Source organism: bacterium (genome assembly GCA_021372535.1).
In the GTDB taxonomy this organism is placed as follows: Bacteria; Latescibacterota; Latescibacteria; order Latescibacterales; family Latescibacteraceae; genus JAFGMP01.
Map to the genome: position 1 here is coordinate 1 of JAJFUH010000122.1, position 20,917 is coordinate 20,917.

The following is a 20,917-nucleotide window of genomic DNA, read 5'->3' on the forward strand; positions in this document are numbered from 1 at the left end:
TACGGGACGCCGGCGGGGAAGACCGCCCGGTCCAGGGCGAGGAAACCGTTGGCCACGACGGCCACGGCGAAGAAGCCGTTCTTCAGGTCGGTGATGTGATAGCCGTCGGGCACCTGCAGCAGGACCTCGACGGCGCCATCAGAAGCGAGGACGCGGGCGCTGAGGCGGGGCCGCGCTGTTTCGGCGGGGTCGAGAACGGTAATAGGGTCACGCTCGTTAAGGAGCGGTATTCCCATGGAAGTCTGGTCCATTAAACCAAAAATCCCTACATTGAAATTTCCGGCCGTTTTTATAATATCCGGTGTAAACAGAAGATTGCCCGAATCTTTCCAGACAATGTTGGCCGAGAGCCACGGCCACGATGATTCCTTGCTGATGGCAAGGAGAGTATCCGGACCGGAAGCGAGGTCTATCTTCGATACGTTTACCGCATCAATTCCGATCCGGTTCATCATTTCCGTCACGAGGTGCGCGGTCATTCTCGTGGTATTTTCGTACGGCGGGTAAAGGTTATGCTTTTCAAATACGAGCGCCCCCGTATCGAGAACCAGAACATTTTCCGACATGCTTTTAATATCGCTGATAGCCGTAGATCGGCGCGCCAGGCCGCCAAGGGGTATACGGCAGCCGCAGGGATCGTATCGTGCCCCGATATTTCCCGAATAAATTATCGTTACAATTCCGCTTTTTCCGGTATTTTTGGAAGATGAGCATGAAAGTACATATATCATAAGACCGCACATAACACTCCACAAAAACAGCCTTTTCATACCAAACCTTACCTTTCTCTGGAAATAAATAAACCTATAGGATTAAGTAATATAATACAAAGGACGGTAAGGAGCAATACATGCGCCGGAAATAATAATGGAAGAAGTGTGTGCTGGTTTTAATCCGGAAACTCCGTGGGGACAACCGATTTTGCAGTCCGTTATGCGGTCATACCGCGAACGGTACGCTGATTTACTGCTGATACCAGTAACGCCGCTCCGTTTTAATATACCGCTTGAGTCTAGATGAACGATTGAGGTTGAATCGTCCCAAACGGTCCTCGATTCCCAGTTTTGAAATAACCGTGTAAATATCCTTTGAAGCGCCGCAGCCCGGGAACTGAAGAACAAAGGGCATCATGAGTTCGGATGAGTCAACAACATGGGCATCATCCCTGACCATACCGAGATATTCCATGGAGACACCGAGATATTTCTCGGCCAGTTTTGCGAGCTGCATACCCTCCCGTTCCTGCGAATACCTGCGGAGCCGGTTCATGACAAGCTTGGGTTTGAACTCGGTCAGCCGCCTGTGAATCCTGGCCGTCGATTCAGGATCGACCTGATGCATTCGCCTGAGCAGTTCGGGAATCGCAAGACTGCCGCTCTTGTTGTTTCGCCCTTCTTTTATGATGAGCTCATAGATACGGGTATCTTTTTTTACTTCCCGCTCGATGAGACGGTATACGACGCCTTTCATAAAGGAATACGCGTTAATTTTTGCAGTCGGTTCGGGATTGCAGATCACAAATCCTTCATTCGAAAGAACAAAAAAGTCGAGGGTATTGTAGTTCGTTCCGGCGCCCAGATCGAGCAGAATAAAATCGGCTTCCAGGTTATCGAGGTGCTTCTGGAGACGAACCTTGCTCTGAAACGGGATGTTTGCAAGACCGACCATCTCGCTTCCGCCGCTGATAAGCATGAGATTTTCGCTCGGAGTAGTGAGCAGAATACTCTGAAGGGAATCCACGCGGCGGTTGATAAAGTCGGAAAGGGTCAATTTGGGCCGTTTTATATTTAAAATGGTATGGAGATTCGCCCCGCCAAGGTCGGCATCGACAAGAATTATACGGTAACCCATCGTTGCAAGGGCAATACCGATATTAGCGGTCATCGCAGTTTTTCCGGTTCCGCCTTTTCCTCCCGCAAATGTCCACACTTTCTTGTGGGTTTTTTCCTGAAGGATATGAATAATATCTACATTTTCTTCTATCATAATTGTCAGACCGGGAAAAAAGTTTATATATATATTCCCCAAAAATATAGCAGGTTTTTTACAACCTGCCAATACATAATTACATATAACCTTAAAAAACACAGAAAATTATCTGAGTTTAAGCCGTTATGATTACATATCGGATTACCCGAAACAATATTATCTTATTGCTTTTACAACGAGTTGAATGGTTTTTCTTCCCATCCAGTAATTTCGTTCGACATTATACAATACATCCATCGGAGGCCCGCCGATTCTTACACGACCCAGATAATCCCCCATATTGAAGGCTATTGCATCGAAAACCATTGTGTTGTCCGTAACTTTGAACTTGAGATGATTCTTACCCACAATCCTCGGTTCACCCACCGACAGCAGTTTCCTTGTAAGGAACAGCGGCATGGGATTGTTCTCTCCGAATGGCGAGAGCTTATTGAGAAAATTGATCATGGTGTCGTTAAGGGAAGACAGGTCGAGTTCGGAATCGATCGTGATACTTGGCAACGGAACACCGAGGGACAGATCACGTCTGATTATATCCCTGAACCTTACTTTGAATTCCCCGATTTTATCGGCTTTGATACTGAGACCCGCGGCATATTTATGACCCCCGTATGTATCGAGGATATCCTCACACTCTCCCATTGCGGCGCAAATGTCAAATTCCTTGATACTCCGGGCCGAACCCTTGCCGTCATTGTGTTCGAGGGAGATGAGCACAGTCGGAAGATAGTATTTTTCAACAATCCGTGAAGCAGCGATACCGATAACTCCCTGATGCCAGTTTTCAGAAGCCAGCACGATCCCGGTGTTCCACTCGTCATGGCTCATTGCCAGAATCATCGCTTCCGCCTCATTGTATACACGGTCGTTCATCATGCGGCGTACCGAGTTTTCTTTTTCAATCTCATCGGCAATTTTAAGCGCCTTGAGCCAGTTCTCACAGATCAGGAGATCGACGGTTTTGGAAGCGTTTGATAGTCTCCCGGGGGCATTAAGGCGCGGGGCAAGGAAATAGACGATATTATTGGAATTCGACCGTTCCTTGACAGCCCTGGAGATTTCCATGAGTGCCGCAAGACCGGTGTTTGCGGTATTTTTTATACGCTCGATGCCGAACTTGGCCAATACCCTGTTCTCGTCGATGAGGGGCACGACATCGGCCGCAGTCCCCAGGGCGACAAGATCGAGCTCATCATAGAGCTCGGCCGGGTCCATGTCGGTAAAGGTATACAGCGCCTGGAGAAGCTTGAACATGACACCGACCCCGGCAAGCTCGCGGAAGGGGTAATTACAGTCGTTCCGCTTGGGATCGAGTACAGCCATTGCATCAGGGAGTACAGACTGGGGCTCATGGTGATCGGTTATGATGAAATCGATGCCTTTTTTCTTGATATACTCCGCCTCATCGAAAGCAGTTATTCCCGAATCGACACTCATGATGAGCGTCGCACCGAAATTAATCGCGTTATCGATGCCCTCGCGGGAAACACCATACCCCTCCTTGAAACGGTTGGGCACATGGTATCCCACCTGAAGACCCAGGTTCGACATGACCCTGATAAAGAGTGCCGTTCCGCACACGCCATCAACATCATAATCGCCAAGTATCATGATTCGCTCGCCGTTGGTCAGCGCCCGTTTGAGCCGTTTAACAGCTTTTTCCATATCGGCCATCAGAAACGGATCGCGAAGATCGTTGAGGGACGGATTTATAAATGCTTCAGCTTCTGCCATGGTCGATATGTTCCTGATGGCAAGCATCCGTGCGAAATGCTTCGGCATCGGTCGTTCATTTATCAGACGATCGGCCATGATTTCAAAATCACGACCGGGGAGAACCCATTTTGGCTCTTTTGCATCCATGTCAGAATCCATACCTCAATGTCATGGTGATATAATTCCTGATTCTTGGCGGAAATGCTTGTGTTTCTCTTACGATTCGCTTCGCGCTCAACATGAACTCGTAATCATTCGATCTATTCTTAAAAAGACAACAATCAATACCGTAAGTCTGATCGACCTCCCGTCGATATAAATTAAATGCGCTTCCTGCTTTTTTCCAGTCTTTCCTTATGGCGTAGATATATCGTGGAGTAACCACCATCCAGTCGGTAAAACGGTAATCAACCGCCAGATTGCAGAACCTCTTTATACCCTCCTCAACAGGAATCATGTCCCGCTTCATGTTCAGATTCCCGTAGTCGTTCTCCTCCACCATGAGTCCTATTTTCAGAAGCGTCTTTTCTGTTACCGCCACATCGGTCCATGTTTCCGAAGAAACTCTCCTCGTTATGTTGCTTCTCGGTAACTGAGGAATCTCGTAATCATACTCGATATAGTTCGCATAAACATTCACCTCATGTCTAATCGACAGAAACGATGCAGGCACATAAACGAGGGAAGGGGAAAAGAGATACGTCTTCATCCATTTGTTCTGTGACGACTGCGAAATGTCTATATTTACATAATGCGTCTCAAGCATGCGAAAGTCAAGAATAGTCTGAAAATTATCGGAAAAACTTCTGTGATATTTCGCTCCGCTTTCGAATTTCAGCTCATCACGGTCATTGGAAACCCCCTGGGGAGTATCGTTCCGGGTGCGCCATATCCATCCGAACACACTGAGGCTGTCCGATTTACCGAACGTGATCCCGATATCCCCCTTTGTAATGACATCGGTCTGGGTTCTCGACCGTATTTTCAACTGGACATCCTTGACATCCTTCGTATACCCGGCTTCCCAGCCCGCTGAAATTCGATTCCCTATCCTTTTTACCGCTCTGACCCGAAAATCCCTGAGACTGGTCTCAAGATTGTTGTGGAATTTCGATATCGAAAGGGAGTCCTCGTTTGCGGTATCGTCCGTTTTCCCGCTTCCAAGCTTCATGTTAATCAGAAATGACGTTCTGTCCTGGTAAGAATTCAGGTCTCCCCGGAACAGCGACAGCTCGAAATTACGGTCATTCTGGTTCCTCAGCTCGATGGTACTGCGACTGTCACCGCCTTCGCCTTTCTTGACATCATAATACCCGATTGTGGATCTGTCATCATTGACTTTCATCGCAACCGTTGCAAAATCATAGTCGTATGCGAGAGCGCCCGACAGAGAATACCGGTCGTTTTTTCGGGCCATTCTGGACTTGTTGACATTGGCATCAAAAAAAGTATGGAGATTTGTATTTGTTCTCAACGGCCTGTCGTCGTAATTCAGCCTTCCTTTGAACGTGGTGCCGCTGTCATCTTTTCCGAAACGTGTATCGGAGGTATGTTCGACAGCACCGCTCATTTTCGTACTCTCTCCCGGTATATACCGCAACGAACCGCCATAATTGACTGTCATGAGTGATTTTCCGACAGAATTCATGGAATCTCTGTTGAAGTTTTCATCGGCCATGAAACCAAGACTTATCTTATCGGATGCAGCATAGTTCAGTGCGGCCCTGTTATTGATATCGTCCTTCCACCGGTTCTCGACATCGGAACCTGTCCTCATGTTGAGCTCGGTTGACAGGAGGCTTTGCAGGTTGAAACCCCATTTCGGTGACAGATCGAAATCCCCGCTGTGGGTTGTCTGCCACTTGAGGTTACGATCATTCCTCTCAAAGCCGGTTACGCCCTGCCTCAACTGCGCCGCCGCGGCGCCGGTCAGCATGAACATCACGGTTACTCCGATCAATACTTCAGCCGCGGCCTTCATTGGTTTTTCTCTCCGTTAATACAGCCGGAAAGAGCCGCATCAACACTGTTGCTCACTGCCACGAACTTCGATACATCGAGAGTTTCCGGCCTCGACATGGGGTCTATTCCTGCATCGGCGAGCATGTCTGCCGCGCGGACGCCGGAAATCCCCCGGGAAAGCATGAAAGGAACCATGCTGTTTCGAATCATCTTGCGGCGCATTCTGAAAGCCGCGCCGGTGATCTCCCTGAACAGCTTCTCGTTCCTGAGCGGATACAGACTGCCCTCGTTAAAGGTGATTGAGATGACACTCGAAACCACCTCGGGCGGCGGATCAAACGCTCCCGGTTTTATGTCCAGCATCTTTCGGCACCGTGCGCAAAGGGCCAGATTAAGCGTGGTCAGCCCATAATCCTTCGTTCCCGGAACAGCGCACAGACGCCGTGCAACTTCCCGCTGCACCATGAGTACGGCATTCGCAACGAGCTTCCTGTTACGGATGAGAAGCTCGATCACAGGCGTCGAGATGTTATACGGAAGATTGGAAACAACCGTAATCCGCCTTCCGGCATCCCCGAAAAGCCCGTTCAGATCAAGACCCAGTATATCCGCTTCGATCAGACGGAAATTTCCCTGGTCAGCAAAAATATCCCTCAACATTCCGACGAGATCACGGTCGATTTCAACCGCAGTAACATGCCCGGCCCGGTCAAGCAGAAATCCGGTGAGAATCCCTTTCCCTGGACCGATTTCAAGCACGATATCATCGGGACCGATTTCCGCAATTCCGACTATACGGTCCGCTGTTCGACGGTCTGTCAGAAAATGCTGGCCGAATCGTTTCTGCGCCCTGTGGCTTCCGCTCACTGCGATCACCCCTGCCGGTGAAGCCATGACCTTTCCGTGTGTGATGCCCGCTACAGTTTCCCGGGCACTGTTTCCGCATGTAACCCGAAAAGGTCACAAGCGTTCCGACCCGTCGCCGCAATAACCTCGTCAGCATCCATGGATTTTATTTCCGCCAGCTTGTACGCAACTTCCGTGACATAGGCGGGTTCGTTTCTCCTGTCCCGGTATTTCTGAGGAGTAAGGAAAGGTGCGTCGGTTTCGATAAGACACCGTTCGACCGGCACAAAGCGTGCAACATCAATCCTGTCGGAGTTCCTGTATGTCAGGGGACCGTCAAAACCGACATAAAAACCGAGCGACAGTACTTTTTCAGCAAATCCGACCGACCCCCCGAAACAATGGAAAACTCCGCGAAGCCCCTGAAAACAGTGCTCACCGATACATTCGATCCCGTCATACTCGACAGCCCTGAAATGGATAATAACCGGGAGATCGAGAGCCCGGGCCAGATCGAGCTGGCTTCTCAACGCTCTGATCTGGATATCACGGGGCGAACGGTCCCGGTAAAAATCAAGGCCGATCTCGCCGATCGCAACAACTCCGGGATCGGAGGCCAGCCGGGCTATTTCCAGAATATCACCGGGAGCAGCTTCGTGAGTGCTGTTGGGATGGATACCCACAGCGGCATAGACAGCTCTGTAAGTCCGGGAAAGATGTACCGCTTTTTTTGAGGTTTCAATATCACAGCCGGGATTGATAATACACATCACCCCTGCTTCGTGCGCCCGTTCGATAACCCTGTCCCTGTCCTGCTCGAAGTCATTGAAATCGAGATGTGCATGAGTATCACAGAGCACCTCAACTCACTTTCGTACCGGGCGTTACAGTGCCGCTCGGGTGAAGAACCATCACATTGTCGCCATCCACAGCAGCCAGCACCATGCCATGAGAATACTCGCCCATCATTTTACGCGGCTGGAGGTTTGCGATAAACGAAACCTGTCTGCCCACGAGCTCATCGGGTGAATAATTTTTGGCGATTCCGGCAAGAATCGTCCTGCCTCCCCTGCCATCATCGATTTTCAGACGGAGGAGCTTCGATGAATTCTCCACCTTTTCGGCGGTCATCACAGTTCCGACCCGGATATCAAGCTTCACGAAATCCTCAATCGATACGTACTCTTCTTCGGACGGGGTCGAGGATTCGGAAGAAGGTTCCTTTTCTTTTTCGGACATTTGCTTTTTCTCTTCTATTCGTGGAAACAGTACATTAATCTGCTGTATTTCAGTACCGGACGGTATAAAAACCATATCATCGCCCGTTCCCAGGGGAAACTCGCCCGGAGTTGCGGAACATCCGAAAGCCTCGCGGATTTTCCGGGAGGTATCCGGTATATAGGGAGAGAGGAGTATCGCTGTGCCGACTATGACCGAGGCAAGATCACACAGCACTTTATCCAGCTCATCCTTATGCGCGGGATCCTTCGCAAGCTTCCATGGCGCCCTGTCTTCGATAAATCTGTTGGCCTCACGGACATAGTCCATCACGATATCGCAGGCAATCGATAGTTCATACCGCTCGATGGTTTCCTTCCATTTATCGGCAACATCCGAAAAACGCCGGGGGAAAAGATATCCCCCCGCTATGGCATCGAGCGGAAGTATGCCATCGCGGTAACGGTGAATCATGGCGATGGTGCGGCTCACAAGGTTGCCGAGATCATTGGCGAGGTCGCTGTTATACCGCTCGATAAACCGTTCAAAGGTAAAATCGCCGTCCAGTCCATGCACCACCTCCCTGAGGAGGAAGAACCTGAGAGGATCGGCACCGTATGTGTCGGCAATATCGAGCGGGGAAACCACATTGCCGAGACTTTTTGACATTTTCTCGCCGCGGTGATAAATGAAACCGTGCCCGAAAATCGACTGCGGAACCGGCAGTCCGGCGCTCATGAGCATCGCCGGCCATATGACACAGTGAAAACGGGTGATGTCTTTACCGATAATATGGAGATCGGCGGGCCAGTACCGATCGAAAAGACTTTCATCTTCCCCCCCGAAGCCCAGACCGGAAATATAGTTGATAAGGGCATCGAACCAGACATAAACCACGTGGGTCGGGTCGCCGGGGAGCGGTATCCCCCAATCGAAGCCGGAACGTGATACACTGATATCATCGAGCCCCCCTTCGATGAGCTTCACGATTTCGTTGCGTCTGCTGACAGGCCTTATGAAATCTGGGTTTTTACGGATTATATCGAGCAGCGGCTGCCCATACCGTGAAAGCCTGAAAAAGTAGTTGGTCTCCTCGATCCAGGCGGGCCTGGTCCTGTGGTTCGGGCAGTTGCCGTCCACCAGGTCTTTTTCCTGTATGAACGCTTCGCATCCCTCGCAGTACCAACCCCTGTAATCGGAGGTATAAATATCTCCGGCAGCATCAATCCTTTTAAAAAGCTCGGTGACGCCGATAATATGACGGTCTTCGGTCGTTCTGATGAAATTGTCATAAGAAATGGAGAGTTTTCCCCAGAATTCTTCGAACTGCGCCGCCATACGGTCACAGAATTCACGGGGAGAAAGGCCGGCCTCGACAGCTTTTTTTTTGACATTGATCGAATGCTCGTCCGTTCCCATCGAAAACCGGACATCATACCCCAAAATCCGTTTTGCCCGTGCGATGCAGTCGGCGGTTATCTTTTCATATGCCGTACCGATATGCGGCAAACTGTTCACATAATCAATCGCCGTCGTAATATAGAATTTCCCCATCAGTATTTCGCCTGTAACCTTTCCCATTCAGAATTTTATCCGTAAATACACGTATCCCGGACTATTATTCATGAAAATATTTCACCACAAAGACACTAAGACACAAATAGATAAAAATTAATCTGTTCGGCATAATGTATTGAAAACGTTATGGTTTTCAATGAATCTTCACAGTATTTGATGTAATATCGCATACTTTTTACAACAGCCCCCTTCGGCGCTTACGCTCCTGTTTCCCCCGGATGGGGCAACATAGTATGGTGCTTGCAGATATATCCTGTCCCCTTGCGGAGGAAGGATGTCACAAAGTGACAGAAAGGGGGTATTTTTTAAGAATTAACCGGTCATACTTAAATAAATATAAAAAAACAAATCAGCGAAAACCCGTCTGATCCGCAAAAATCCGAGTTCAATTAAAATGCGTGAATAGATATGGACAGCGTTTTTAAAAACCATCTTTTCAGTATTCATCGGCATACGGGTCTTCATCGACCTGCCCGATGTCTTCGGTATCGTCCATGCCCGTAAGCGTATCTTCACTCACATAATCCAGGAGTTCCCCTTCATCGCCGCCGCTTTTATCGGATATATCTTCGCGTTTTTCCGTTTTATCACTTTCGGCGGATTCTTCCCGTGATTGCGTTTCACTCTCTTCCGGAGCTTTCTGAATCTTCCCTATCATCCTGAAATTGGCATATTCATCGATATACATGACTTTTTCGGCGCTGTTACTGTCTTTGATACTGAAACTTTCGCCGAATATGTTGATTTTAGTGACAACATACTGTTGTTCGTCCCGTTCGAGGATCGCTCCGATCTCCGGGAAAATATCCGACTGAAGCCGGTAGAAATCCTCCTCGAAAGCAAGACAGCACATAAGCCTGCCGCACAGTCCGCTGATTTTTGAAGGACTCAGGCTCAGATTCTGGTCACGGGCCATCTGGCTCGTGATGGGCTCGAACTGGTTGAGGAATGTCTTGCAGCACAGCGGCCTTCCGCAAACACCCATCCCGCCGAGCCTCCGGGCCTCGTCGCGTACGCCGATCTGTCTCAGTTCTATCCGTGTCCGGTATTCGGCGGCAAGGTCTTTGACGAGCGCCCTGAAATCGATGCGTTTATCCGCCGTGAAATAGAAGCAGATTTTATTGCCGTCGAACTGGTACTCCACATCAACCAGTTTCATCTTGAGACCGTGGTTATCGATCTTCAGCTGGCATACGGTAAAAGCTTCCTTCTCTTTGCGTTTATTATCCATCATGATCTGGATATCGGTGTAGGTCGCAAGACGCAGTATGCTCTTTACCTCTTTTGCCTGGGGGAACAATGTACGCGGTCCCATGCGGTGAAGCCTGCCGATGTGCTCGCCGCGGTCGGCCTGGACGATGACAAAAGCCATCGGTTTCACCTTGATCGAGTCGGGGCACAGGAAATACTCCCGTCTTCCGCCTTTGAACTCGATCTCATAGACTATGGTGGTTTCCGCAGTATCTTTAATGTCTGTAGGTATCATATATCTCGTAAAAAATCGATGTCATGATTGTGGATACGTTAACATTGCGGCCAAGCATCTCGAGACTTTCTTCAAGCCTGACCGATAAATTCTGTAAATCTTTCATACCGGCAGCACCGGCAAACTGCCCGATATTCTCGGAAAAATTCTCAAACCTCCACTCCATACCGCACTTTTTTCTGAGCACGGACCGGGTAAAAAGGGCAAATCCTTCTATCAACCCTTCCGCTTCAGCCACATCCCGTGACCATGTAAAAGGAAAGGCGTTTTTGATGACATCATCTGGTCTGCCAAGCGCAACGTCACGATAGAGACCGAACGCATGTGAAAGCACATCGGCCTTATTGTCAAACGTAAAAGCTTTTGCTGTTTTTAAACTCCCTTCCGCAAGAGAAACAAAGGAGCGGCTCTTTTCAGGCCCGATGCCATGGACATTCTCAAGATATGAGGATATTTCCCCTTCTGTAAGACGCCGAAACCGCACAACTGACGCACGCGATGTTATCGTCGGTAAAACCGAAGAAAGTCTCTCGGTGGTTAGAATAAAATGTACGCCGGGCGGCGGTTCCTCGATAATTTTAAGGAGTGAATTGGCGGTATGAGCATTCAACCGCTCAGCCGAAAATATGATACAGACTTTTCGTCCACCCTCGAAAGAACTCTCAAGCAGACGCTCATGAACTTCATTCACCAGCCCGACGACAATCTGCCTGCTTTTTTCGTACATGACAGGCGCATACGGTTCATGAGCGAGCTTTTTTCTATGCCCGGTGAGTTCGTCGAGCCAATCCGCCTGATTATCGGACGACTTTGGCATCGCGCGAAAGGGAAAAAGCACATGGAGATCGGGATGCTCTATTCTGGATGCACGAATGCAGGAGTTGCATGTTGTACACCCTGACTGCGGTCCATTTTTACACAGGAGCATACGAGCCAGTTCCAGAGCCATCTCACCCTTGCCGACACCATACGGTCCGGTAAAGAGAAGCGCATGGGGTAACCGGTCGGCCTCAACCATAAATCCAATCGTCTTTTTAGGTATCTCCTGGCCGATTATGCTCTCGAACACACACCCTCCGTACCAAATTCAAATAAAACCGCTCGAATGACTTAAAAATTCTGAATTTACTGTAATTATAACTAAATCGGTAAGCTTATGTCAAGCGTTTATGGCTTTTACACATCCGTCCGAGTCAAAGAATAAAACATCTGAGCTTTTCAGCTCGTATCCGACTGTTCACATAATATCCGCATCGAACTCCTATGAAATATTATCTGCCGGACATTCATTAAAAAACGGGTAACGACTTTGCAGACGCTACCCGTTTCACTCACCGTACAAATACCTCGATGAGGATTTCACATTGCTGCATCACGCTATCAGTTTATTTTTTTTCAGATTGCGGATTCAGGAGTCTGAGACGTTTCGCAACCCAATGGGTGACACCTTTTTGTTGTGAAACCTGCTTCAACAGCTCTGCCGCTTCCTGATTCTTTTTCTGGGCAAGCAGGAGTTCGGCGCGGGTTACGAGCGCTATCTGGTCGTCGAAATCCATTTCAATCCCGTCAAACAGAACTTCTGCCGATACACTTCCGCCGCCCGGAGCACCCGCACCACTTTCTTTTGTAGTTCCTACCGAGGAAAGACCGAGAAAATCATCTTCCTCTTTTTCCGGACTCGGGACAGTTACAGCCGGATTCTCTTCGGTGACAGGCGTTTCTTCCGTATCTTCATCCAAACCGAGATCAATATCCATAAAATCAGTATCTTCCCGGGCCGTTTCTTCCTGAGCGGTTGCTTCCGGTTCTTTGTCATCATCAATCCCTACAAAATTAAACTCCCCGGTATCCCCTTCAACCGGAACTGCTCCCTCTTCTTCACCGGTATCTTCAGGGGCTTCGTCACTCTTCCCGTTTTCCAGGTCATCGATAATTGAAGCATAATCGTCGGTCGATTCATCAGCGGCCTGCACGTCTTTTTCATCATCGAATTCGCTGAGAAGGGACGAATAGTCTCCCCCGGATTCCCCGGAAGTTCCGATATTCCCGACAGTTTCAAGTTCCTTTACAGATGCAAACTCGCTTCCTGAATCCTCTGCGACCTCCTGTTTATCCTCGCTGGTCAGTGCGCTGAACAGGGAAGCGAGTTCATCGTCCGATTCTTCAGAATCCTTCATATTCAAGTCAACAGCCATTTCTTCGGAAACAACTGAAAAATCAGACTCCCCGGCTGATTCCTTATAACCATCACCGTTCTGTTCTCCGAAAATCGAATCGAGCTCCTCCATAGGATTTCCGGTAATTTCAATATTATCATCAGAAACCGTTTCTTCCACAGCTTCTTCATCAGCTCTCATTTCATCTTCTTCGACTGGAATTTCACTCAAGGGAGAAGATTCGGAAAAATCACCGAGCCCGTTATCCTCGAATTCTTTTGTAATTTCCTCATATCCGCCCTGATCATCTTCCGATACCGATATACCCTGCGTCAGTGTATCGATGGTAAGATCTTCACCCAGAAGCTCGGACAGAGCAAGACCATCGTGGTCTTTGGATTGTCCCGGGGACTCTTTTTCTTCGTCAGTAAAAATATTTGCAAATTCGTTGAGGAGTCCTTCGTATTCGGAATCACCGGTTTTTTTCTTCTTTTCATTGCCGGAATTTTTTTCTCGTGCCATGATTCGATCACCTCGAAAGCATTTAACCCGATCATTCGTGAATTATAACAGAACGCGGATTTGCGCGGATCGGGCGGATTTACGCGGATTTGTTTTTTATATCTTTTAAATGTCGACGATCAATTGTCACTAAACCATAGTATTAATAATCTATTATGTCTCTTTATGACTTTGTGGTTTAATTGTTTCGCCAAGGATACGGGTTAAAAATTACACTAAGAATTATTTACACTATCCCGAATAATCAATATAGGATAAATACCGTATTTGTCAATAAATATTTGTCCGAACTGATTTCCTGTCCGTAATTATTCATTCGGAAAATACTCAATACCGGAAACAAATTATTGCGGAAACAGAAACAATGTTTTAGAATTAGTACCGCAATTCACATTTATACAATCAAACTGTATACAAGGACTCAATCATGAATATCGAACGGTTATCACAAGAAGACGGCGCAGGAAAGGCTCGTGGAATCACTGTGATAATCGATGTTTTCCGGGCTTTTACCTGCGAGCCCTTCATGTACCATTATGGTGCTGAGAGCATTTTTCTCGAAGCGGATATAGAAACATGCAGAACTTTTGCCGGGAAAGCCCTGCTCGTCGGTGAGCGGGACGGTCGGGAAATCGAGGGTTTCGATCTCGGGAATTCTCCTTCGGTTATTCTTTCAAAGGGAAGAGGCTTTTTCGAAGGCCGTACTGTCATCCACAGAACGACTTCAGGGGTCACCGGTGCGCTTGCCGCACTCGAACATTCGGATGAGGTGCTCCTGGCTTCATATGTAAGCGCGCGCCCCACCGCCCGGTATATCTTAAACCGTAAGCCAGCCCTTGTCAGCATCGTCGCAATGGGTGTCGTTTCCGTTCAGAGAACGCTCGAAGATGAATACTGTGGGGATTACATCGAAAGTCTGCTCACCGGGAAACCGTACGACCACGTAAAGGCGCTCGGAGATATCCTCTCCGATGAAACAGCTCAGAAATTCCTTCGGGGCGACAGAACCTATTATCCCAGAGAGGATGCGGTCATATGCCTTCAGCGTGACCTGTTTGATTTTGCCCTCTGTGCGGAGCGGCGCGATGGATTGGTTGCAGCGGTGAAAAAGCTGCCATGACCGGAAACCGCTTTATTAAGACCGGCGGGTGTGCGCGGTTTATTACCAGTCATGATATCGGATATTGATATAGGTTACCCGCGACATGGGTTCATCATCGACCCGTGGCACCGCGTTACGCTCGACAACAGTCACTGACAGCCTCACCGCCAGACGACTGCGGATATCGATCCAGTATTCATATACACAGATCACGGAGTCGGGGGCTCCGGCCGGTTTTAACGATCCCGAAAAATGCCTGGTTCCGTGACCGTACATATCTTCCCTGTCGCCTTCCGAAACTTTTAATGAGTTCCGGAGCTCTTCGAGGATTCCAGCAGCATCAAAGAAAAATGCAGGTACGGTAATTGCGGAATAATATCCTCCCGTTCGTGCGGGAGAGGCTGTCCCTTTACCGGGAGTATAGGATTGGTGATCGCGGTATGTGTTTATGATCGAGTCGCTGATGGTCGTTTCTCCTTCGAGGCTGGCTCTGAACGGTTGACCGAGAGACTTTTTAAGCGAACGGTTCACGATTTTTATAGGCTGATCCGATATCTTGTTGTAGTATCCGCCGATTACAGCAGCAAGCAACATGAGTAAAAGGAGAATGAGACGGGGCAGATCGTCCTGATATCCCTTCGACTTCTTGGACCGCCTTGATTCGAAATCACCATCCAATTTAATTTCACCGATATTCATTGCCGAATCCTTTGCATATATCAAGGAATACTTTCATAGACATATTTAAAATTACCGTAATTAACAGCTCCATACTATAATAACAGGTTATGGGATCAAATGGAATAAAGAAATTGCGGAGGAGTTCCAAAACGCTCTGTAAATCCGGGGCGCGGTTATGGCGGCACATGTGCCGGAACAGCCTGTACATTCGGGTACAAATGTATTATTTTAGAAAGACGATTCGCAGTTCATGATTTTAACGTTCACGGCCCATTATAAATTCATCATATAATACCGAAGGTCTGAAAGGAATAACAATGCGCCAGAAACGGGTACTTGTCACCGGCGGAGCCGGTTTTCTCGGATCCCATCTCTGTGAAAAACTTCTCATGTTCGGGTATGATGTGATCTGTCTCGATAATTTTTTTACCGGAAGCAAACAGAATATCTACCACCTGCTCGATAAGCCCAATTTCGAGCTCATACGCCATGATGTCACTTTTCCCATATATCTCGAAGTCGATGAAATCTACAATTTCGCCTGTCCCGCATCGCCTGTCTACTACCAGAAAGACCCTATCCAGACAACCAAGGTCAATGTTCTCGGCGCAGTCAACATGCTCGGCATGGCAAAAAGGGTTCATGCTAAAATACTCCAGGCATCCACGAGTGAAGTCTACGGCGATCCCGAAGAGCACCCCCAGAAGGAATCATACTGGGGAAAGGTAAACCCCATCGGCCCGCGCGCCTGCTATGACGAAGGAAAACGATGCGCCGAAACCCTGTTTTTCGATTACTTCAACCAGAACAGGGTCAATATCCGTGTGATTCGCATCTTCAATACCTACGGACCGAGGATGAGCACCGATGACGGCCGTGTGGTTTCCAACTTCATTATTCAGGCCCTGAACAATGAGGATATCACGATCTACGGCGACGGCAGCCAGACACGTTCATTCTGTTATGTTGATGATCTCATCGATGGCGCGCTGAACATGATGAACGGTCCCGATGATTTCCCCGGACCGGTTAACCTCGGCAACGACACAGAAATCACAATCATGGAACTCGCGGAAAAGATCATAACCATGACGGAATCGCGTTCAAAGCTCGTGTTCAGACCCCTGCCGATGGACGATCCGGTCAGGCGAAGACCCGACCTTTCGCTCGCCCGGAAAAAACTGGGGTGGCACCCCGTCGTTTCCATCGAGGAAGGTCTCCACAAAACGATCGCATACTTTCGTGACGAAGCAGTTCTGTAAAAAACACCATTTTGGCCCGATTCAAGGGACACATGTCTTTAAAATGGGATAAATCACGGTTTATCAAGCATATGAACTGCTCAATAGAGCGATAATCAAACAGAAAATCCTTGTTAAAAGAACCAGGATTACACAATATTCATTCATGCGCACGTTTATTGAAATTTGCTAACGCTCATGATTGTGATATGGGGAATCCCAAATAATGGTAACAAGGAGCCTTGCATGACTGTTTACGGACATATATACCGCCTGACCGCCCTGCTCGCAGCCGCGATTCTCGCAGTACCCGCCGTTTCCGCCGCCGCTCCCGAATGGGAAGACCCGGAGATGATCGGGCGAAACAAGGAACCGGGCCATGTCACCCTCGTCCCATTCCACAACGTTCAGTCGGCTCTTGCGGGTGATCGCGCCACAACGCCCTGGATGCGGTCGTTGAACGGTGTCTGGAAATTCAACTGGGTACCCACTCCGGAGCAGCGTCCGCAGGGATTTCAGCGCGAGGAGTACGACGTCTCCGGCTGGGGAACGATCCCGGTGCCGTCGTGCATGGAACTACAGGGGCATGGCATTCCCATCTATCTCAACATACGCTATCCCTTCGAAAAGAATCCGCCCTTCATCGCCCACGACAACAACCCGGTCGGCTCCTACCGCACAGAATTCACCATACCTGAGGACTGGAGCGGACGACGAATGTTCATCGTCTTCGAGGGCGTGATCTCGGCCATGTACCTGTGGGTAAACGGCCGTGAGGCGGGCTACAGCGAGGGCAGCATGACCCCGGCCGAGTTCGATATCACCAACCTCGTCAGACAGGGACGGAACATTCTCGCCGTCGAGGTATATCGCTGGTCGGACGGCAGCTATCTGGAAGACCAGGATTTCTGGCGGTTCAGCGGCATCTACCGGGACGTTTACATGTTCTCCACGCCGACGGTGCATATGCGTGATTTCGAGGTGAAAACAGATCTCGACGCTAATTACCGCAACGCCACGCTCACCGTGGACGTTGCTCTCCGCAATTACGGCGGCGGGACGGCAGCGGCTCATACGGTGGAGGCGATGCTGTACAACGGCCGCAACGAACCGGTATTCGACGCCCCCCTCTCGACGGAAATCACACCCGGCGGGAACGGAGATATAAAGGCCACTCTTTCAGCACAAGTCCGGAATCCCCTGAAGTGGTCGTCGGAGCATCCAAATCTCTACACCCTCGTCCTGGCGCTCAAAGACCCCTCGGGCCGGGTCATCGAGTGCGAGCGGTGCCGTGTGGGCTTCCGCGAGGTGGTTATCAAGGGCGGACAGCTTCTCGTTAACGGCGTTCCCGTGTATTTCAAGGGCGTCAACCGTCACGAGCACGATCCCGACACCGGCCGCACGGTGGGCCGCGAACTGATGATCGAGGACATACGGCTCATGAAGCAGTTCAATATCAACGCGGTGCGGACCTCACACTATCCCAACCATCCCCTGTGGCTCGAACTCTGCGATGAGTACGGCCTCTACCTCATCGACGAGGCGAATGTCGAGTCCCATGGCATGGGCTATGACCCCAAGACGACGCTCGCGACGAAACCTGAATGGAAAAAGGCCCATCTCGACCGTATCCAGCGTATGGTCGAGCGCGACAAGAACCACCCGTCCGTAATCATCTGGTCCATGGGAAACGAGGCCGGGGACGGCCCCAATTTCGAGGCGGCGAGCGAGTGGATTCACCACCGCGACCCATCGAGGCCCGTCCACTACGAGCGTGCTCTCGAGCGTCCGCACATCGACATCGTGAGCATCATGTACTCCCCCATCGAATTTCTCGAGAAGTACGCATCGAAGCCGCAGACACGGCCATTCATTCTCTGCGAGTATGCCCATGCCATGGGAAATTCCGTTGGTAACCTGCAGGACTACTGGGACGTCATCGAGCGTTATCCTGTCCTCCAGGGCGGCTTCATCTGGGACTGGGTCGACCAGGGCATCAGAAAACGCTACAAGGACGGTACCGAGTTCTGGGCGTATGGCGGCGATTTAGGGGACGATCCCAACGATGGCAACTTCTGCTGTAACGGCCTCGTGTTTCCCGACCGGACACCCCACCCGTCGCTGTGGGAGGTGAAGAAGGTCTATCAGTACGTCAAGATCAGGGCTGTCGACGCCCCCGCGGGAGTGTTTGAGGTGGTCAACATGCACGACTTCACGAACCTGTCCGAGCTGGACGGCTCATGGACGCTCGATTGTAACGGCATCCCCGTGAAAAGCGGCGATCTCCCGAAACTCGATGTTGCACCCCGCGACTCCGCCCGGGTTACGGTACCCTTCGGCAGGATAACGCCCGGCCCCGGCGACGAGTACCACCTGACCATACGGTTCAGGACCGCGGAGGACGCTCCCCTCGTTCCGAAAGGCCACGAGACGGCCTTCGAGCAGTTCGCCATCCCTGTCGATGTGCCGCCGAAAATCCTTGCCGCCGTGGACGTCATGCCGCCACTCGATGTTACCGAAACATCGAAAATGGTGACGGTAACGGGTGCGGATTTCACGGTCGTGTTCGACAAAACGACGGGAACGATTGCGTCCTTCGTCTGGCGTAACACCGAAATATTCGCCGAGGGACCGTCCCCCAACTTCTGGCGTGCACCCATCGACAACGATTACGGCAACCGTATGCCCGAACGGCTCGGTATCTGGCGGGATGCGGGCGACAAGCGCATCGTGCGCAAAACCACGGTCACACGGAACGGCCGGAATTCGGTCTCCTTCGCGGCCGAGTCCGATCTCTGGTCCATAGGGTCCAAATACGCGGTGTCATATACAGTATATGGCTCCGGGGATATAATCGTCGAGAGCCGTTTCACACCGGGGGAGAAAGAACTACCGGAGTTGCCGCGGTTCGGGATGCGGATGATCCTGCCCCCGGGATTCGAGGCCATGATGTGGTACGGCCGCGGCCCGCACGAGAACTACCAGGACCGCAAGACCGGTTCGCCGGTGGGCGTTTGGTCGGGTACGGTGCAGGAGCAATATGTCCCTTATGTCCGCCCGCAGGAGAATGGCAACAAGACCGAGGTACGGTGGGTGGCATTCACGTACAGCCGGGGAGTGGGACTCCTCGCCTGCGGGATGCCGCTTCTGTCCATGAGCGCCCTCCATTACACAGTCGCCGATCTCGAAGCCGCAGATCACCCGTATGACCTTGTGAGACGGGATACCATCTCCCTGAACCTCGACTACAGCCAGACCGGTGTCGGCGGGGATGACAGCTGGGGCGCGCGCCCGCACAAGCAGTATACGCTCTTCCCGAAAGAGTACTCGTACCGCTACCGCCTGCGTCCTTTCGCGGTCGGGAAGGAGTCGCCGGGAAAGCTGGCGATGGAGGGATTTTGAGGAAAAACTCACTCCTTAATCCTCTCTTTTCCCAAGAGAGGTGAAGCACCATTTATATATATGTATTGTCAACGTCTTATGCGCAGAATGAGTTCCATTTGTTATAGATGGTAACTAACATGTTCTGTTGCAAACACAGGATACTCACCATTTTTGCCGGACAGCTCTGATCCATACTATCTTTTTATAAATCGCCATTATACTCTCCTGCTTTCGCAAAACGCAGCAATATCCTGTAAATAAAGCTCATAAGTCCAGGAACGACGATGACGATATTTTTTACCGCATATAAAGTTTACTGTTTTTGTCAAGTTTATTCTTGACTTTTTTTGTCAGGATTTATATATTCTCCGTCAATAACAGTAATCGTACCGGAGATTTGAAGATGCTGAAATTATCAACCCGTGGCCTGTACGGCATAAAGGCTCTTTACGAGCTTGCAAATAACTTCGGGAAAAAACCCGTGAATATCCGCGCCATGTCGGAGCGTCACGGTATGCCGGTACCGTTTCTCGAACAGGTGTTGTACCTGCTGAAGAAGCGGGGGCTCGTTATCAGCAAGAGGGGGATAAACGGCGGATATATGCTTGCCCGGCCGCCGGAGGAAATTACTATCGGCGATGCGGTCCGTGCTCTCGAGGGACCCATAGCATTGTGCGATTGTCTCGTGAAGACCAAAGGCGGGAAAGTGTCAGTAAAAGCAAAGAATTGCATCGCTTCGGGTCTTTACAGGAAGCTCGGGGAGAAAGTGGAACAGGCTTTCGATTCGATTACCCTCCTGGAGCTTTCCGAAGAAAACGCCGAAAAAACATTTTCCGGGAAATGCCATACATTTTAGCCAGGATTATTCGTAAAAAAATTTCATCACAAAGGCATAAAGAGACATAATAGATTATTAATACTATCTTTAGTGACAATTAATCGACAACATCAAAAGAAGATATAAAAAAAAACCGCGTAAATCCGTTCGATCCGCGTGAATCCGCGTTCAATTATCGATCGGGATAGAAGCTCAGGT

At 49.9% G+C, this 20,917-nt stretch carries 15 protein-coding genes; 4 read left to right on the top strand and 11 right to left on the bottom strand.

What is annotated here, in order from left to right:
- The 10 genes from LLG96_11420 to LLG96_11465 form a co-directional block, all read right to left on the bottom strand.
- Window positions 1–770, bottom strand: a 770-nt coding sequence (locus LLG96_11420) for a hypothetical protein (GenBank protein ID MCE5250818.1), incomplete at its 3' end; no start/stop codon positions are given.
- A 193-nt stretch (window positions 771–963) separates the two neighbouring features.
- The gene (locus LLG96_11425; protein MCE5250819.1) at window positions 964–1,986 is read right to left on the bottom strand and encodes an AAA family ATPase; all 1,023 of its coding nucleotides are present in this window, start codon (window positions 1,984–1,986) and stop codon (window positions 964–966) included.
- 159 nt (window positions 1,987–2,145) lie between these two features.
- The gene (gene recJ, locus LLG96_11430; protein ID MCE5250820.1) at window positions 2,146–3,852 is read right to left on the bottom strand and encodes a single-stranded-DNA-specific exonuclease RecJ; all 1,707 of its coding nucleotides are present in this window, start codon (window positions 3,850–3,852) and stop codon (window positions 2,146–2,148) included.
- A gap of 1 nt (window position 3,853) precedes the next feature.
- Window positions 3,854–5,686: a hypothetical protein gene (locus LLG96_11435; protein MCE5250821.1), complete on the bottom strand. Its 1,833-nt coding sequence runs from the start codon at window positions 5,684–5,686 to the stop codon at window positions 3,854–3,856.
- On the bottom strand, window positions 5,683–6,561 hold the full coding sequence (gene rsmA / locus LLG96_11440) for a 16S rRNA (adenine(1518)-N(6)/adenine(1519)-N(6))-dimethyltransferase RsmA (protein MCE5250822.1): 879 nt from the start codon (window positions 6,559–6,561) through the stop codon (window positions 5,683–5,685). The genes LLG96_11435 and rsmA overlap by 4 nt, the downstream gene beginning before the upstream one ends.
- 23 nt (window positions 6,562–6,584) lie before the next feature.
- A complete protein-coding gene (locus LLG96_11445; protein MCE5250823.1) occupies window positions 6,585–7,373 on the bottom strand; it encodes a TatD family hydrolase in 789 nt (262 codons plus the stop codon).
- A gap of 1 nt (window position 7,374) precedes the next feature.
- On the bottom strand, window positions 7,375–9,312 hold the full coding sequence (gene metG / locus LLG96_11450) for a methionine--tRNA ligase (GenBank protein ID MCE5250824.1): 1,938 nt from the start codon (window positions 9,310–9,312) through the stop codon (window positions 7,375–7,377).
- A gap of 433 nt (window positions 9,313–9,745) precedes the next feature.
- The gene (locus tag LLG96_11455) at window positions 9,746–10,795 is read right to left on the bottom strand and encodes a hypothetical protein (GenBank protein MCE5250825.1); all 1,050 of its coding nucleotides are present in this window, start codon (window positions 10,793–10,795) and stop codon (window positions 9,746–9,748) included.
- Complete coding sequence (locus LLG96_11460) at window positions 10,776–11,864, bottom strand: hypothetical protein (GenBank protein MCE5250826.1); 1,089 nt, start codon at window positions 11,862–11,864, stop codon at window positions 10,776–10,778. Before LLG96_11460 ends, LLG96_11455 begins: the two co-directional genes overlap by 20 nt.
- 316 nt (window positions 11,865–12,180) lie before the next feature.
- The gene (locus tag LLG96_11465; protein MCE5250827.1) at window positions 12,181–13,473 is read right to left on the bottom strand and encodes a hypothetical protein; all 1,293 of its coding nucleotides are present in this window, start codon (window positions 13,471–13,473) and stop codon (window positions 12,181–12,183) included.
- Window positions 13,474–13,900: 427 nt separating this feature from the next.
- Between LLG96_11465 and LLG96_11470 the strand changes: the two genes are divergently transcribed.
- Window positions 13,901–14,593 (top strand): 2-phosphosulfolactate phosphatase, encoded by a 693-nt coding sequence (locus LLG96_11470; GenBank protein ID MCE5250828.1) that lies wholly within the window; start codon window positions 13,901–13,903, stop codon window positions 14,591–14,593.
- Between the two features lie 42 nt (window positions 14,594–14,635).
- Here LLG96_11470 and LLG96_11475 read toward each other — a convergent pair whose 3' ends face one another.
- On the bottom strand, window positions 14,636–15,274 hold the full coding sequence (locus tag LLG96_11475; protein MCE5250829.1) for a hypothetical protein: 639 nt from the start codon (window positions 15,272–15,274) through the stop codon (window positions 14,636–14,638).
- Between the two features lie 299 nt (window positions 15,275–15,573).
- Between LLG96_11475 and LLG96_11480 the strand changes: the two genes are divergently transcribed.
- The 3 genes from LLG96_11480 to LLG96_11490 all read left to right on the top strand — a co-directional run bounded on the left by LLG96_11480 (window position 15,574) and on the right by LLG96_11490 (window position 20,737).
- Window positions 15,574–16,518, top strand: coding sequence for an SDR family oxidoreductase (locus LLG96_11480; protein MCE5250830.1), 945 nt, complete (start codon window positions 15,574–15,576; stop codon window positions 16,516–16,518).
- A 225-nt stretch (window positions 16,519–16,743) separates the two neighbouring features.
- The gene (locus tag LLG96_11485; GenBank protein MCE5250831.1) at window positions 16,744–19,899 is read left to right on the top strand and encodes a DUF4981 domain-containing protein; all 3,156 of its coding nucleotides are present in this window, start codon (window positions 16,744–16,746) and stop codon (window positions 19,897–19,899) included.
- A gap of 385 nt (window positions 19,900–20,284) precedes the next feature.
- Window positions 20,285–20,737, top strand: coding sequence for an Rrf2 family transcriptional regulator (locus tag LLG96_11490; GenBank protein MCE5250832.1), 453 nt, complete (start codon window positions 20,285–20,287; stop codon window positions 20,735–20,737).
- The last annotated feature ends 180 nt before the right edge of the window (window positions 20,738–20,917 follow it).

Bases quoted from the DNA above. Each gene is read 5' to 3' on its own strand.
- metG (MCE5250824.1), bottom strand. From the start codon at position 9,312: ATGGGAAAGGTTACAGGCGAAATACTGATGGGGAAATTCTATATTACG.
- rsmA (MCE5250822.1), bottom strand. From the start codon at position 6,561: ATGGCTTCACCGGCAGGGGTGATCGCAGTGAGCGGAAGCCACAGGGCG.
- LLG96_11435 (MCE5250821.1), bottom strand. From the start codon at position 5,686: ATGAAGGCCGCGGCTGAAGTATTGATCGGAGTAACCGTGATGTTCATG.
- LLG96_11475 (MCE5250829.1), bottom strand. From the start codon at position 15,274: ATGAATATCGGTGAAATTAAATTGGATGGTGATTTCGAATCAAGGCGG.
- LLG96_11465 (MCE5250827.1), bottom strand. From the start codon at position 13,473: ATGGCACGAGAAAAAAATTCCGGCAATGAAAAGAAGAAAAAAACCGGT.
- recJ (MCE5250820.1), bottom strand. From the start codon at position 3,852: ATGGATGCAAAAGAGCCAAAATGGGTTCTCCCCGGTCGTGATTTTGAA.
- LLG96_11455 (MCE5250825.1), bottom strand. From the start codon at position 10,795: ATGATACCTACAGACATTAAAGATACTGCGGAAACCACCATAGTCTAT.
- LLG96_11425 (MCE5250819.1), bottom strand. From the start codon at position 1,986: ATGATAGAAGAAAATGTAGATATTATTCATATCCTTCAGGAAAAAACC.
- LLG96_11470 (MCE5250828.1), top strand. From the start codon at position 13,901: ATGAATATCGAACGGTTATCACAAGAAGACGGCGCAGGAAAGGCTCGT.
- LLG96_11490 (MCE5250832.1), top strand. From the start codon at position 20,285: ATGCTGAAATTATCAACCCGTGGCCTGTACGGCATAAAGGCTCTTTAC.
- LLG96_11480 (MCE5250830.1), top strand. From the start codon at position 15,574: ATGCGCCAGAAACGGGTACTTGTCACCGGCGGAGCCGGTTTTCTCGGA.
- LLG96_11485 (MCE5250831.1), top strand. From the start codon at position 16,744: ATGACTGTTTACGGACATATATACCGCCTGACCGCCCTGCTCGCAGCC.